Annotated in this window: 11 protein-coding genes; all 11 read left to right on the forward strand. The window is 43.7% G+C overall.

The window, feature by feature from the left end:
- The first annotated feature begins 18 nt into the window (after nucleotides 1–18).
- The 11 genes from PFZ69_RS15220 to PFZ69_RS15270 all read left to right on the forward strand — a co-directional run bounded on the left by PFZ69_RS15220 (nucleotide 19) and on the right by PFZ69_RS15270 (nucleotide 13,428).
- On the forward strand, nucleotides 19–1,248 hold the full coding sequence (locus PFZ69_RS15220) for a competence/damage-inducible protein A (RefSeq protein WP_270181901.1): 1,230 nt from the start codon (nucleotides 19–21) through the stop codon (nucleotides 1,246–1,248).
- 11 nt (nucleotides 1,249–1,259) lie between these two features.
- Nucleotides 1,260–2,828, forward strand: coding sequence for a DEAD/DEAH box helicase (locus tag PFZ69_RS15225; RefSeq protein WP_270181902.1), 1,569 nt, complete (start codon nucleotides 1,260–1,262; stop codon nucleotides 2,826–2,828).
- 179 nt (nucleotides 2,829–3,007) lie between these two features.
- Nucleotides 3,008–4,051: a recombinase RecA gene (gene recA, locus PFZ69_RS15230; RefSeq protein ID WP_270181903.1), complete on the forward strand. Its 1,044-nt coding sequence runs from the start codon at nucleotides 3,008–3,010 to the stop codon at nucleotides 4,049–4,051.
- Between the two features lie 376 nt (nucleotides 4,052–4,427).
- Nucleotides 4,428–5,990 carry a ribonuclease Y gene (gene rny, locus PFZ69_RS15235; RefSeq protein WP_270181904.1) on the forward strand — a complete coding sequence of 521 codons (1,563 nt, stop codon included), beginning with the start codon at nucleotides 4,428–4,430 and terminating at the stop codon, nucleotides 5,988–5,990.
- Nucleotides 5,991–6,092: 102 nt separating this feature from the next.
- Nucleotides 6,093–6,887 carry a TIGR00282 family metallophosphoesterase gene (locus tag PFZ69_RS15240; RefSeq protein WP_270181905.1) on the forward strand — a complete coding sequence of 265 codons (795 nt, stop codon included), beginning with the start codon at nucleotides 6,093–6,095 and terminating at the stop codon, nucleotides 6,885–6,887.
- A 106-nt stretch (nucleotides 6,888–6,993) separates the two neighbouring features.
- Complete coding sequence (spoVS, locus tag PFZ69_RS15245; protein ID WP_066231967.1) at nucleotides 6,994–7,254, forward strand: stage V sporulation protein SpoVS; 261 nt, start codon at nucleotides 6,994–6,996, stop codon at nucleotides 7,252–7,254.
- An 86-nt stretch (nucleotides 7,255–7,340) separates the two neighbouring features.
- Nucleotides 7,341–8,264 carry a dipeptidase gene (locus PFZ69_RS15250; protein ID WP_270181906.1) on the forward strand — a complete coding sequence of 308 codons (924 nt, stop codon included), beginning with the start codon at nucleotides 7,341–7,343 and terminating at the stop codon, nucleotides 8,262–8,264.
- Between the two features lie 108 nt (nucleotides 8,265–8,372).
- On the forward strand, nucleotides 8,373–10,124 hold the full coding sequence (locus PFZ69_RS15255) for a 2-oxoacid:acceptor oxidoreductase subunit alpha (protein WP_270181907.1): 1,752 nt from the start codon (nucleotides 8,373–8,375) through the stop codon (nucleotides 10,122–10,124).
- A complete protein-coding gene (locus PFZ69_RS15260) occupies nucleotides 10,111–10,977 on the forward strand; it encodes a 2-oxoacid:ferredoxin oxidoreductase subunit beta (RefSeq protein ID WP_270181908.1) in 867 nt (288 codons plus the stop codon). The genes PFZ69_RS15255 and PFZ69_RS15260 overlap by 14 nt, the downstream gene beginning before the upstream one ends.
- A 188-nt stretch (nucleotides 10,978–11,165) precedes the next feature.
- A complete protein-coding gene (tdh, locus tag PFZ69_RS15265) occupies nucleotides 11,166–12,206 on the forward strand; it encodes an L-threonine 3-dehydrogenase (RefSeq protein WP_270181909.1) in 1,041 nt (346 codons plus the stop codon).
- 43 nt (nucleotides 12,207–12,249) lie between these two features.
- Complete coding sequence (locus PFZ69_RS15270; protein WP_270181910.1) at nucleotides 12,250–13,428, forward strand: glycine C-acetyltransferase; 1,179 nt, start codon at nucleotides 12,250–12,252, stop codon at nucleotides 13,426–13,428.
- The last annotated feature ends 42 nt before the right edge of the window (nucleotides 13,429–13,470 follow it).

The raw sequence follows: 13,470 nt of genomic DNA on the forward strand, positions 1-13,470 counted from the left end.
GAGGAGGAGCGTTAGCTTATGAATGCAGAGATTATTGGAATTGGCTCAGAATTATTATTAGGACAAATCGCTAACACGAATGCTCAGTTTATTTCGAGGCGTCTTGCGGACCTTGGGATAAATGTGTTTTACCACACTGCTGTCGGCGATAACAGCACTCGTCTCAAACAGGCGATCGAAGTTGCTGAGGGCCGCTCAGATTTATTGATATTCACTGGAGGGCTAGGTCCTACGAAAGACGACCTCACGAAAGAAACCATCGCGAAAGCTCTTTCAAAACAGCTCGTTTACAACCAGGAAGCAATGGATAACATCGAAGCATACTATAAGAAGACTGGTCTCACCATGTCAGAGAATAACCGTAAGCAGGCTCTAGTCATCGAAGGGTCTACTGTTCTTCCAAATGATAATGGGATGGCACCTGGAATGGCATTCTCGAATAATGAGTGTACATATATGCTGTTCCCAGGACCGCCAAAAGAACTTTATCCGATGTTTACAAGTTACGCTGAACCATTTTTGTTGAAGGAAATGAAGCAGGAGGAGAGAATTATTTCTCGCGTCCTACGTTTCTTTGGTATCGGCGAATCCAGCCTAGAGACTGAGCTCGAAGATTTAATCGATCAACAGACGAATCCGACGATCGCCCCGTTAGCTGGTGATTGGGAAGTAACGTTAAGACTTACTGCAAGAGCTGCCTCTGAAGAAGAAGCGAGTAAGCTGATCGAAAAGACAGAGAAAGAAATCCAAAAGAGAGTTGGCAAGTATTTTTATGGGTACGACCAAACCTCTCTTTCGTTGGAAGCATTCTCTCTATTACAAAAGCAAAACTGGACGATCGCTGTTGCAGAAAGCCTCACTGGAGGTATGTTCAGTCAGGAGCTTACGAGTATTTCCGGAGCTTCATCGCTTTTTTATGGGGGAATTGTGTGTTACTCTAACGAAGTAAAACAGAAGGTGGGCGTCTCAGCTGAAACGCTTTCTTCTCAAGGCGCTGTAAGTGAAGAATGTGCGATCGAACTTGCGAGAAGTATCAAGAATACGTATAACACAGACATCGGCATTAGTTTCACCGGCGTGGCCGGACCTGACTCAATTGAAGGAAAGGAAGCCGGCACTGTTTTTATTGGAATGGCATCTCCTCGAGGTGAGGAAGTCATTTGCTTAAAGCTTGCTGGTAATCGAGATGCTATCCGAAAACGAACAGTAAAATATGGATTTAATACATTATTGAAGCTAGAAAGGTGAATTACGGACGTATGAAGAATTTTGAAGACTTTGATTTATCACCAGAAGTAAGAAAAGCGGTTCTAGAAATGGGATTCAAGGAGGCTACTCCTATACAGGAAAAGGCTCTTGAACCTATTTTAGAAGGTAGAGACATGATTGGCCAGGCTCAAACAGGAACTGGTAAGACCGCTGCGTTCGGTATCCCTCTCGTTGAGAAAGTATCGAAGCGAGGCGGACCGGAAGCGATCATTTTAACTCCAACAAGAGAGCTCGCAATTCAAGTTGCGCTTGAACTTCAGAAGATTTCTCGCTACAAAGGGTTAAATGTTCTGGCTGTATACGGTGGAGAACCGATCTACCATCAAATCCGAGCTCTAAAAAAAGGTGTCAATATCGTTGTAGGTACACCGGGGCGTATGCTTGACCACTTGAAACGAAAGACGCTACGAACGGACCACGTTCACACAGCAATCCTCGATGAAGCCGATGAAATGTTGGATATGGGCTTTATCGACGACATCGAATTGATTCTTAAGCAGCTACCAGACAAACGTCAGTCTTTACTGTTTTCAGCTACGATCCCAGCACCAATCCGTAAGCTTTCAGGAAAGTACTTGAAGGATCCGCTTACGATTTCCGTTTCAAAAGGTGATGTGACTGCAGATACGGTTGAGCAAGTCTATTATCGAACGTTCGATAGTGAGAAATTTGATACGCTCTGTCGTGTTATTGAAAATGAACAGGTTCGTCTCGGTATCATTTTCACAAAAACAAAAAAGGGCGCTTCTCAGCTGACGGAGTCTCTTAAAAAACGCGGTTATCGTGCAGAGGAGCTGCACGGAGACCTAACACAGCAACAGCGTACACGTGTTATGAAGCAGTTTAGACGTTCGCAGCTTAACTTTTTAGTTGCGACAGATATCGCAGCTCGTGGTATCGACGTAGCGCACGTTAGCCACGTGATCAACTACGATATTCCAGAAGATCCTGAGCGCTATGTTCACAGAATAGGGCGTACGGGTCGAGCTGGAAACAAAGGTGTTGCATTAACGTTAGTCACACCTAAAGATATGCGTTTTCTACAGTCGATCGAATCAAAGATCAAGTTGAACCTATCAGCAGAACCACTCCAAGATGAAACGGTCGACCTTGAGAATATCGTTAAATCTGTTGAAAAGCAGATGAAGTCACTCAAACAAGATTCGACTGCAAGTGAGATTGCAGATCTGCTTCTTTCTAAATACGATGCACATAGCGTCGTTCAGTCACTTCTTGAGAATGCCATCGAAGAGAAACAAAACACGACGCCTTCTGAGTACAACTTCGGTGAAACAGGCGGACAAAACGGCATGGTTCGTTTCTTCTTAAACGTCGGAAGAAATATTGACCTGCATCCGAAAAAGCTTCTTGAAGAGCTTTCAACACTTGCTGGCGTAAACACCTCAACTGTTGGGAGAATCGATATCTTTGAGAAATTCTCCTTCTTTGAAGTACCTGAAGACGTAGCACCGTTCGTATATGAAGCACTTCGCGCAGGCGGAGTAAGTGGTAAATCAATCCACCTTGAACCTGCAAAACCTCAAAAAAGCAGAGTATAATACCAGGCGATCAGCTCAAGAGCTGATCGTTCTTCTTTTTAAAGTACCTATGGTAAGCTAGGATGGCGAAGTAGAAGAAGTCGATATAAAAAAAGACGAATAAATGTTCGGTTTTCTATTGGCAAATCGTCCAAAAAGAGATATGATAGTGATAGTTTAATAACGAGGAGGAATTTTTCGTGAGTGATCGCAAAGCTGCCTTAGATATGGCATTGAGACAAATAGAAAAACAATTCGGTAAAGGATCGATCATGAAGCTTGGCGAACAGGCTGAGCAGCGTGTTTCTACAGTATCCAGTGGTTCACTTGCTCTAGATATTGCTCTTGGTGTAGGTGGATATCCAAGGGGCCGTATTATCGAAGTTTACGGACCTGAATCTTCAGGTAAAACGACTGTTGCACTTCATGCGATCGCAGAAGTTCAGCGCGGTGGCGGTCAGGCTGCTTTCATTGATGCAGAGCACGCTCTAGACCCTGTATATGCAGAAAAGTTAGGTGTTAATATAGATGAGCTATTGCTTTCACAGCCGGATACTGGTGAGCAGGCGCTTGAAATCGCTGAAGCCCTAGTACGTAGTGGAGCAGTAGATATGGTTGTTGTTGACTCAGTAGCAGCATTAGTTCCTAAAGCTGAAATCGAAGGGGAAATGGGAGATGCACACGTTGGTCTTCAAGCACGTTTGATGTCTCAAGCGCTTCGTAAGCTGTCTGGAGCAATCAGCAAGTCGAAAACAACCGCTATCTTTATCAACCAGATCCGTGAAAAAGTAGGCGTTATGTTCGGTAATCCTGAAACAACACCAGGTGGAAGAGCACTTAAATTCTACTCTTCTGTACGTCTTGAAGTTCGTCGTGCAGAAACGCTCAAGCAAGGAAATGATATGGTCGGAAACAAAACCCGTATCAAAGTTGTAAAGAACAAAGTAGCACCTCCATTTAAGCAAGCTGAAGTGGACATCATGTATGGTGAAGGAATCTCTATGCAAGGTGAAATCCTTGATATTGGTTCTAACCTTGAGATCGTTCAGAAGAGCGGTGCATGGTTCTCGTTCGAAGGCGAACGTCTAGGACAGGGTCGTGAGAATGCGAAGCAATTCTTGAAGGAAAACCCTGCAATTCAAGACGAAATCAATGCACGCGTACGCGCGCATCATAACTTAGATGCTGATAAGCAGGTGGACGAAACAGCTGCTGGACAAGATTCACTTCTTGAAGATGAGTAAAATAAACTGAGCCGATCGAATTCGATCGGCTCTTTCTTATTAGATAAAGGTGCATATCATAGATGATGTTTCTATGAAAACTAGTAAAAATCGTCTAGCATAAGGAAATGTTGGCAATACTAGGAATCACCTTATCTTGTTAAATGGCAAGAAAAAATGAGTAACAAAGAGGGATTTAAAGCAATTTCGCCTTCTGACACTCTCTTGACAACCTGAATGGTGAAAGCTACAATATTAAGTGTATAATTATAATTTTCTAGCAAAATTATAACTTTACTTTAACACATGAAATGTGCTGGATTGAAATCTTGCAAGTGGTACAAAGAACTAACATGACAGCAAACCAACAAGTTAATAGCAGGAGGAGGTGAGTTCGATGGATATATTTATCATCATCTCCACTGTGCTTGTCTCTGTAATCGTCGGAGCAGTTGTTGGATTTCTTGTTCGCAAAACGATTGCTGAAGCGAAGATCTCCAGTGCAGAATTAGAAGCGCAACGGATTATCAGAGAAGGTAAAAACGATGCGGAAGCTATGAAGAAGGAAGCTTTGCTCGAAGCGAAGGATGAGAATCATAATCTTCGTGTTGAAGCAGAGCGTGAAATTCGTGAACGCAGAAATGAGTTACAAAAACAAGAGAATCGTTTGGTTCAAAAAGAAGAGGTCCTTGATCGAAAAAGTGAGACTCTAGACAAAAAAGAGGATTCCCTGGAAAGAAGAGAGGACGCTCTCGCCAAAAAACAACGACATATTGAAGAGATGGAAAGCAAAGTGGAGGAGATGCTTCAAGAGCAACAGCGTGAACTGCAGCGGATTTCCGGTTTAACTAGGGAAGAAGCGAAGCAGATCATCATGCGTGAAAGTGAGCAGGAACTCGAACATGAACTTGCGCAAATGGTAAAAGAGCGTGAGTACAATGCGAAAGAAGAAGCTGATAAGAAAGCAAGAGAGGTCCTTTCCCTTGCAATTCAGCGCTGTGCAGCAGATCACGTAGCAGAAACAACGGTATCCGTTGTTAACCTGCCAAATGATGAGATGAAAGGTCGAATCATTGGTCGTGAAGGCCGAAACATTCGAACTCTTGAGACGCTGACTGGGATCGATCTTATCATCGATGACACGCCGGAAGCAGTTATTCTTTCCGGTTTTGATCCGATTCGAAGAGAGATCGCACGAAATGCTCTGGACAAACTCGTACAGGATGGTAGAATTCACCCAGCGAGAATTGAAGAAATGGTCGAGAAATCTCGCAGGGAAGTGGATGAATACATTCGAGAAGTAGGAGAGCAGTCCACGTTCGAAATTGGGGTACATGGGCTACATCCAGATCTGATCAAAATTCTTGGTCGTTTGAAATTCCGTACAAGTTACGGACAGAACGTATTGAAGCATTCTATGGAAGTTGCGTATTTAACTGGACTGATGGCAGCTGAACTTGGAGAAGATGTACAGTTAGCTAGACGTGCAGGTCTCTTACATGATTTAGGTAAAGCGATCGATCATGAAGTTGAAGGAAGTCACGTTGAGATTGGCGTTGAGCTTGCAACGAAGTATAAAGAGCATCCGGTCGTCATCAATGCGATTGCATCACACCACGGTGATACGGAAGCTACTTCGGTTATCGCGACACTTGTTGCAGCAGCGGATGCACTTTCCGCAGCTCGTCCAGGTGCACGTCGAGAGACACTCGAAACGTATATCCGACGCCTTGAAAAACTCGAAGAAATCTCTGAGTCGTTCGACGGTGTTGAAAAGTCATTTGCGATTCAGGCTGGTCGTGAGATTCGAATTATGGTTAAGCCAGATATCGTAGACGATGTAACATCCTACAGACTCGCAAGAGAAATCACCAAAAAAATCGAAAATGAACTCGACTACCCAGGACACATTAAAGTCACGGTCATTCGTGAAACTAGGGCAGTAGAGTATGCGAAATAATAAAGCGATGCCTCGTGCATCGCTTTATTTATTTCTATAATGCTTAAAAAGCGGCGAAGCATTTGATAAACTAAGTAAGACTAGACAGATTGGAGTTGTATTATGAAGATATTATTTATTGGAGATGTTGTTGGATCGCCGGGGCGAGATATGGTATCTCACTATTTACCTCGTTTAAAACGAAAGTACAAGCCGACTTTTACGATTGTAAACGGTGAGAACGCTGCAGGAGGAAGAGGAATTACAGAGAAGATTTACCGTAATTTCTTAGAGTCAGGAGCTCAAGTGATCACGATGGGAAACCATACGTGGGATAATCGAGAAATCTTCGAGTTCATCGACCGTGCGCCAAAGCTCGTGCGTCCAGCGAACTTTCCTGAAGGTACACCAGGAAATGGATCTACGATCGTTAATATAAATGGAACGGAAGTTGGTGTCATCAACCTACAGGGGAGAACGTTTCTTCCTGCAATCGATGATCCATTTACTAAAGCGGATGAACTTGTAGAGGAAATGAGAAAGCGTACGTCCGTTATCTTTGTGGATTTCCACGCTGAAACAACAAGCGAGAAGCTAGCGATGGGCTGGTATTTAGATGGAAGAGTTTCTGCGGTTATCGGTACGCACACTCACGTTCAAACTGCAGACGAACGGATCTTGCCACAAGGGACAGCTTATTTGACTGACGCGGGGATGACGGGACCATATGATGGTATCCTTGGAATGGAGCGAGAAGCGGTTATTAAAAAATTCCTAACAACGATGCCCGTAAGGTTTGAAGTAACCAAAGGTCGGGAACAACTTAGTGGGGTCTTTTTAACAGTTGACCCAAAAACTGGTACAGCTAAAGCTATCGAACGAATCGCAATCAATGAGGATCATCCATTCTACGAATAGGTTTGAAAGCTTGAAAAATTAACGGAATCAGCAGGAATACAAGCTTATGGCAAGGAATATAGTCTAGAGTGGTAATGGATGCTCAAATTAAGGAGGGGCTTTCAAAATGGAAATCTTAAAAGTTTCAGCAAAATCCAATCCAAATTCTGTAGCTGGTGCACTTGCTGGCGTCCTGCGAGAGAGAGGTAATGCTGAGATTCAAGCAATTGGAGCAGGAGCGCTTAACCAAGCTGTCAAAGCTGTAGCAATTGCAAGAGGATTCGTAGCACCGAGCGGAGTTGATCTCATTTGTATCCCTGCTTTTACCGACATTCAAATTGATGGTGAGGAACGAACCGCTATCAAGTTAATTGTTGAACCGCGATAAGTGATTCCGTTAAGATAACCTGTTTGTTTTTACAAACAGGTTTTTTTATACGGATTAGAGAAATACATAGGCATTGGAGGATATCTATGAAAATATACGATGCACATTGTGACGTACTAAGTAAGATGTGGAATGATCCTTCACTCTCATTTCTCGATGGAGCAGACCTTCATACGAACTTACAGCAAATGAGAAGTGCGGGAGCCGGTTTGCAGCTGTTTGCGATTTATATACCAGAAAGCGTACCAGATGCTGCAAAGTTTGATTGTGCGCTCGAGATGGTCGATATTTTTTATGATCGTATCATAAGACCATACGATGACGTTGTAGCTGTTTATTCGAGGGAAGAAGCGAGACGACTACCTCCTGGTAAGATTGGCGCGATGCTTACTTTAGAAGGCTGTGACGCAATTGGTAGAGAGATTACGAGGTTAAAGACACTCATTAGACTTGGCGTACGTTCAGTTGGACTGACATGGAATTATGGAAACGCCGCTTGTGATGGGATTCTTGAAACACGGGGTGGAGGGCTTACTGATTTTGGTAAGCGTATCGTACGATTACATAATGAAAATGGTATTTGGACAGATGTGTCCCATTTATCGATACAGGCATTTTGGGATGTGTTAGAGGAAACAGATCTTATTATCGCTTCTCATTCAAACGTAAAGAAAATATGTACGCATCCGAGAAACCTTGATGATCAGCAGCTGAAGGCTCTCATTAAGAAAGATGCAGTTATAGGCGTAACGTTTGTACCGAAGTTCCTTCGAAACGATCGGAATGCGAGCATCGCAGATATTTTAGATCATATCGACTATATTGTTTCACTCGGTGGAATCGCTAATATTGCGCTTGGTTCAGATTTTGATGGCATCGACCAAGTACCTAGAGACTTAAGAAGTTATGGAGATTACCCAAAGTTGATAGAGGAATTACGCATGCGCTATTCGAATAAGGAAGTGGAAGGCTTTTTATGGAGGAACTTGCAAGAACGAATCCCTTCTTAAGGTAGAAATTAACAATATAAATATGATAGAGCAGGGAAAACCGTTCCTATTTCGAACTAGTACTATATGCAAGTGATTCTCTCACTAGACTAGAAAGGGTGGGGCAATATGATCGAACAACTTTCATGGAAAGTTGGCGGACAGCAGGGGGAAGGTATCGACAGCACAGGTGAAATTTTTGCGATAGCACTTAATCGTATGGGTTATTACTTGTACGGGTATAGGCATTTTTCTTCCCGTATTAAAGGTGGACATACGAATAATAAGATACGGGTAAGCACGAAGGAAGTTCGCGCTGTTTCAGATGACTTGGACATGCTCATCGCATTTGATCAGGAAACGATCGATGTTAACGGCCACGAATTACATGGGGATGGAATCATCATCGCAGATGCAAAATTCAAGCCTGTTAAACCAGATGATTGCAAAGCAACGCTCGTGATTGTTCCGTTTACGGAAATTGCAACAGAGCTCGGTACCTCACTCATGAAGAATATGGTAGCGATCGGTGCAACTAGCGCAGCTCTTGGGATCGATACGGAGACATATAAGGCAGTTGTCGATGAAATCTTTGGAAGAAAAGGGGAAAAAGTCGTCAATAGTAATATGGAAGCGATTCAGCGCGGGGCTGAAGCATTTAAACAGACAGCTGACTCAAATCTTAAGACGCTTTCTCTTAAGAAAGCTGATGGGAAGAATCGCATGTTCATGATTGGGAACGATGCGATCGCCCTCGGTGCGATTGCTGGTGGCGCAAGGCTTATGGCTGCTTATCCGATCACTCCAGCATCTGAGATCATGGAATACTTAATCAAGAAGCTTCCTGAATTCGGCGGAACGGTTATTCAGACAGAAGATGAGATCGCAGCCGCTACGATGGCGATCGGTTCAAACTATGCAGGGGTAAGGACACTAACTGCTTCAGCTGGACCTGGACTATCGCTCATGATGGAGTCGATCGGACTGTCTGGTATCACAGAAACACCTCTCGTCATCGTCGATACACAGCGTGGCGGTCCTAGTACCGGTCTTCCTACAAAGCAGGAACAGTCAGATCTCCTTGCGATGATCTATGGTACGCATGGGGAAATCCCTAAGATTGTAATCGCACCAAGTACTGTAGAGGAAGCTTTCTATGATTCAATAGAAGCGTTCAATCTCGCTGAAGAGTACCAGTGCCCTGTGATATTACTTTCTGACCTTCAACTATCTCTAGGAAAACAAACGGTGGAACCTTTAGATTATCATAGAATTCAAATCCGAAGAGGGAAACTGGCGGACTATGATTTACCTGAGAGAGAGGATAAGTCCTATTTCAAGCGATTTGAAGTGACGGAAGACGGTGTGTCACCCCGCGTTATCCCAGGTACAAAGAACGGAATCTTTCATGTGACAGGTGTTGAGCATGACGAGACAGGAAAACCTTCTGAAGTGCCTCAGAACAGGAAAGATCAGATGGAAAAACGTCTTCGTAAGGTCAGAGGACTAACGTTCGACACCCCTGTCTATAAAGATGAGAAGCATAAAGAACCTGATGTGCTATTGGTAGGCTTTAACTCCACGAGAGGGTCGATCGAAGAGGTGATCCCTCGACTAGAAGAAGATGGGTACAAAGTAAATCATGCACACATTCGACTCGTACATCCATTTCCAGCGGATGAGCTGAGACCGATGCTTGAAGCTGCTAAGAAGGTTGTGATCATCGAGCATAACGCAACGGGTCAGCTGGCGAGCTTGGTGAAGATGAACGTAGGTTATGCTGATAAGATTGAAAGTCTCCTAAAATATGATGGCAATCCATTCTTACCAGGTGATATTCATCAACAATGCAAGGAGCTGTTAACTGATGGCAACATTTAAAGACTTTCGAAATCAGGTGAAACCAAACTGGTGTCCTGGCTGTGGAGACTTTTCTGTTCAAGCGGCTATACAGCGTGCGTCTGCGAACGTCGGACTTGAACCAGATGATTTAGCAGTTGTGTCAGGAATTGGATGTTCAGGTAGAATCAGTGGATACATCAACGCTTACGGATTTCACGGAATTCACGGTCGCTCCCTTCCTATTGCGCAAGGTGTTAAGATGGCAAACAGAGACCTTACCGTTATTGCTTCCGGTGGGGACGGTGATGGGTTTGCGATCGGAATGGGGCACACGATCCATGCGATGCGACGCAATATTGACATCACCTACATTGTCATGGATAACCAGATCTATGGTCTGACAAAAGGTCAGACGTCTCCTACGAGTGCTGAAGGATTTAAAACCAAGAGTACACCGTCAGGTTCGATCGAATCCTCACTCTCCATCATGGAATTAGCTCTATCGAGCGGTTGTGGCTTCGTAGCACAGAGCTTTTCAACCGATCTAAAAGATTTAGTTGCCCTTATCGAACAAGGTATACAGCATAAGGGATTCTCATTGATCAACGTGTTCAGCCCTTGTGTAACATTCAATAAGATCAACACGTATGATTGGTTCAAAGAAAACTTGATCAGTTTAAAAGATATTGAAGGCTACGATCCGACGAATCGGATGTTGGCGATGCAAACTCTCATGGAGCATGATGGTCTTGTAAAAGGGTTGATCTATCATAACCCAACGAAACCATCCTATCAGGAATCAGTGACAGGTTATAGTGAATCACCTCTGTCCAAACAAAACCTGACGTTATCTGAAGACAAGTTTACTGAATTGATGGCAGAATTTATGTAATGATAAGTCGTCCCTCGTTGAAAAACGAGGGATTTTATTGGTTTATAAAAGAGATAATAAAGTCCAGAAATAAAACTATAGGTGTCCGCGCAGAGTGGACATTTTTCCTTTACGATAAATAGGAAAAGTGGTACTATGATTGTGGTAACAGTATTGTGAGAAGGTTGGAAAAAAGAGAGGTGTTTGTCGTGGAAGGAAAGATGAAAGCGATTGTAAAGCACGAGCGAGCTAAAGGAGCGCAGTTGCAAACAGTCGATATTCCACAAATAGATGAAAATGAAGTTCTTATACAGGTGAAAGCGACGTCCATTTGTGGAACTGACGTACATATTTATGCTTGGGACGAGTGGTCTCAAAGTCGCGTGAATCCTCCGTATGTATTCGGTCATGAATTTGCAGGGGTAGTCGTTGAAAAGGGAGAGCGAGTAACAAATGTAGAGGTTGGCGATCACGTATCTGCTGAAACGCACATCGTATGTAACCAGTGTCCGCAATGCTTAACTGGCAAGTTTCATATTTGTGAGAATACGAAGATCATCGGTGTAGATACAAATGGTTGCTTTGCAGAATATGTGGCGCTACCGTCTCAAAATATTTGGAAGAACCCTAAGTCTCTTTCATTTGATGTTGCTTCTGTGCAGGAGCCGATGGGAAATGCGGTACACACTGTTCTTGCAGGTGATGTTGCTGGTAAAACAGTTGCGATCATCGGCTGTGGTCCGATCGGTATTATGGCAGTTGGCGTAGCGAAGGCTGCCGGTGCTTCAGAGGTTATTGCCTTCGACCTTAATAACTACAGACTAGATCTTGCGGCGAAGATGGGCGCAACGACTGTTGTGAACTCTCGTCATGAAGATCCTCTTGAAAAAGTAAAAGAGCTGACTGACGGTCATGGAGTCGACGTAGTATGTGAAATGTCAGGACACCCGATCGCGATGAACCAGGGCTTTAAGATGGTTACGAACGGCGGGCGTGTTTCCATATTGAGTTTACCTGTACGCCCTGTTGAAATCGACGTGACAAACGATATCGTATTTAAAGGAATCACCGTTCAAGGGATTACAGGGAGAAAGATGTTTGAAACATGGCGTCAGGTGTCAGGTTTGTTACAATCTGAACAAGTAGATGTCGAACCGATGATCACTCATCACTTTCCATTAGAAGAGTTCGAGAAAGGCTTTGAATTAATGCTCGAAGGGAAATGTGGTAAGGTAGTATTACATCCATAAAGCTCATGTTGAGCTTTTACATAATTAGAAGGAGGCAGGTCATATGAAAGGTTTTGAATATCTCCAAGAAGAGCTTGACCAAATGCAAGATGAGGGAGTTTTCCGTAATCTGATCCCTCTAGAATCAGCACAAGGATCTCGTGTTGCGATCAAAGGGAAAGAAGTTATTCAGCTTTCCTCTAATAACTATCTTGGATTAACAAATCATCCTAAAATGAAGCAAGCTGCAATCGAAGCTGTCGAAAAATACGGAGCGGGAACAGGTTCTGTTCGTACCATCGCAGGAACACTATCGATGCATGAAGAATTTGAACAAAAGCTTGCTGAATTCAAACACACTGAGGCAGCTCTCGTGCTACAATCTGGGTTCGCAACAAACCAGGCTGTGCTATCTGCAATTTTGACGAAAGAAGATGTGGTTATTTCTGATGAGCTTAATCACGCTTCGATCATCGATGGTATCCGTTTAACGAAAGCTGGTCGTCGTATTTACAAGCATACGGATATGGAGGATTTAGAGAATGCTCTTAAAGAAACGCAAGAGTACCGCACTCGTCTCGTTGTAACAGACGGTGTATTCTCAATGGATGGTAACATTGCGCCTCTTCCTGAAATCGTAGCGCTTTGTGAAAAATACGATGCGCTCGTAATGGTTGATGACGCTCACGCAAGCGGCGTACTTGGTCGTAATGGCCGTGGAACGGTCGATCATTTTGATCTTAACGGTCGCGTTCATATTCAAGTAGGAACATTAAGTAAGGCGATCGGGGTGTTAGGCGGCTATATCGCTAGTTCAAAGACCCTTCGTGACTACTTGATCCATAAAGGCCGTCCATTCTTATTCAGCACATCCCATCCACCTGCTGTAACCGCAGCATGCTCTGCAGCGATCGATGTTCTCGTAGAAGAGCCTGAGCTGATCGAAAAGCTCTGGGACAATACGAAATTCTTCAAAGACGGTCTAGAGAAGTTAGGCTTTGATACGGGGATCAGTGAAACGCCGGTCACTCCTGTTATCATTGGGGACGAAGCCCTGACACATAAGTTTTCAGACAAGCTGTTTGAGAATGGAGTATTTGCACAAGGCATCGCATTCCCAACAGTGCAGAAAGGGAAAGCGCGTGTAAGAACGATCGTAACAGCGCAGCATTCGAAAGAAGAGCTACAAGAAGCGTTAGACGCTTTCGAAAAATCAGCAAAAGAATTAGGCATTTTAAAATAAGCAGCATACTCAGACTGTCGAGCTCGGCAGTCTGATTTTTTA

It is taken from the genome of Alkalihalobacillus sp. CinArs1, from assembly GCF_947387515.1.
Lineage (GTDB): Bacteria > Bacillota > Bacilli > Bacillales > Guptibacillaceae > Guptibacillus.

What these genes read in the sequence shown, in the direction of transcription:
- PFZ69_RS15255 (WP_270181907.1), top strand. Translation starts at nt 8,373, where the DNA reads ATGATCGAACAACTTTCATGGAAAGTTGGCGGACAGCAGGGGGAAGGT.
- PFZ69_RS15220 (WP_270181901.1), top strand. Translation starts at nt 19, where the DNA reads ATGAATGCAGAGATTATTGGAATTGGCTCAGAATTATTATTAGGACAA.
- PFZ69_RS15260 (WP_270181908.1), top strand. Translation starts at nt 10,111, where the DNA reads ATGGCAACATTTAAAGACTTTCGAAATCAGGTGAAACCAAACTGGTGT.
- rny (WP_270181904.1), top strand. Translation starts at nt 4,428, where the DNA reads ATGGATATATTTATCATCATCTCCACTGTGCTTGTCTCTGTAATCGTC.
- PFZ69_RS15250 (WP_270181906.1), top strand. Translation starts at nt 7,341, where the DNA reads ATGAAAATATACGATGCACATTGTGACGTACTAAGTAAGATGTGGAAT.
- PFZ69_RS15270 (WP_270181910.1), top strand. Translation starts at nt 12,250, where the DNA reads ATGAAAGGTTTTGAATATCTCCAAGAAGAGCTTGACCAAATGCAAGAT.
- PFZ69_RS15240 (WP_270181905.1), top strand. Translation starts at nt 6,093, where the DNA reads ATGAAGATATTATTTATTGGAGATGTTGTTGGATCGCCGGGGCGAGAT.
- PFZ69_RS15225 (WP_270181902.1), top strand. Translation starts at nt 1,260, where the DNA reads ATGAAGAATTTTGAAGACTTTGATTTATCACCAGAAGTAAGAAAAGCG.
- spoVS (WP_066231967.1), top strand. Translation starts at nt 6,994, where the DNA reads ATGGAAATCTTAAAAGTTTCAGCAAAATCCAATCCAAATTCTGTAGCT.